This window comes from Candidatus Magnetobacterium casense, from assembly GCF_019173545.1.
Classification (GTDB): domain Bacteria; phylum Nitrospirota; class Thermodesulfovibrionia; order Thermodesulfovibrionales; family Magnetobacteriaceae; genus Magnetobacterium; species Magnetobacterium cryptolimnobacter.
The window spans coordinates 1-1,240 of sequence record NZ_JABXWD010000718.1 but is presented as its reverse complement, the minus strand read 5'-3'; the positions used below and the strand labels follow the sequence as shown (position 1 = coordinate 1,240).

Sequence of the window (1,240 nt, the reverse complement as noted above, 5' to 3'; positions counted from 1 at the left end):
TGATCCGGCCACGGCATAAGTAGGTCATCCAATGGCCCTTCATATGCCCCGAATACCGCCCTGATGTCGCAGAACTCCACGCCAGCGTTCCCTTTGGCGATGTTGGCGATGATCTCAGAATAGCGGCTATTGGCATCCTCAAACCGTTCACCACTCAGCATGACTTTGTACCGCAGGGTAGGGTAGTTGTTGGGCAAGATCACCCTCTTGGCCCCGAACCTCTGTGCTCGTTTGACCATCTCGATCAGGTTGGCTTCAAACGCTTCTCTTGATACCCGTGGCAAACCCCCGTCAGTCAGCCAGCAGTTACAGTCATTCAGGCCATACTGGATCACCACGACATCTGCGCCTAATGACTGGACATCCCTTGGGAAACGCTCTAGCCCCATGCGCGTTGTTTCACCGGGTACGCCCTTGTTGACCATATGGATCAAGACCGATGAATTTCTATGGCTTTCCAGTAGCCTATGGCTCAATTCATCGAGGATGGCCTAACTATTGAGGCAATGGACACCGATCAAGTGAGGGTGCAGCTTGGGAAATGCCATTGCGGGAAGAAGAAAGTTACCCAGAATACTGACCAGCAGGTGCTACTGTGACAACACCTTTTGCCCTTCAGAACGTCTCGCTGGAAGCCACGCGGCTGTGCAATCTCCGGTGCATCATGTGTCCTACCCATAAGGCCAATGCCGACCCTGAGATCAACCGCAAGTACCCGGCCTACTTCGACATAGGCAGGTACAGGGACATCATAGAACAGTTGGCAGAACTGGACACGCCCCTGCATATCGGGCCTCAGTTCCAGGGAGAACCGCTACTGTCCAAGGCCATTTATGAAATGGTCAGGATAGCCAAAAGCAAGGGCTTTTCTACGGGCTTCTCAACCAATGCCGTTCTGTTGACCGAATGGGCCAGTGCGGAACTGATCGAGGCGGGGTTGGATGCACTCTGTATCTCTGTGGATGCTGTGACCAAAGAGACCTTTGAAAAGATCAGGGTAGGGGCGAACTATGACCGGGTGGTGAAGAACATCAACACGTTTTTGTCTATGCGGGGCAAGACCCCCAGCGTGTGCATCAACGGGGTGCGTATGCCAGAGAACAAAGCCGAAATTGATAGGCTGGTGGATGTCTGGTTGCCAAAGGTGGAATCAGTGAGCATATCAAACGTCTGGGATGGGGAGAAGGGCGTTGCCATGAAGCACTACACGCCAGAAAGATTCCCCTGCCAGTCGCTGTGG

General features: G+C 53.4%; 2 protein-coding genes. One reads left to right on the top strand and one right to left on the bottom strand.

The window, feature by feature from the left end; genetic code table 11:
• On the bottom strand, positions 1-389 hold a 389-nt coding region (locus HWQ67_RS19035; protein ID WP_218254270.1), incomplete at its 3' end, for an SGNH/GDSL hydrolase family protein.
• Between the two features lie 206 nt (positions 390-595).
• Between HWQ67_RS19035 and HWQ67_RS19030 the strand changes: the two genes are divergently transcribed.
• On the top strand, positions 596-1,240 hold a 645-nt coding region (locus HWQ67_RS19030), incomplete at its 3' end, for a radical SAM protein (protein WP_218254269.1).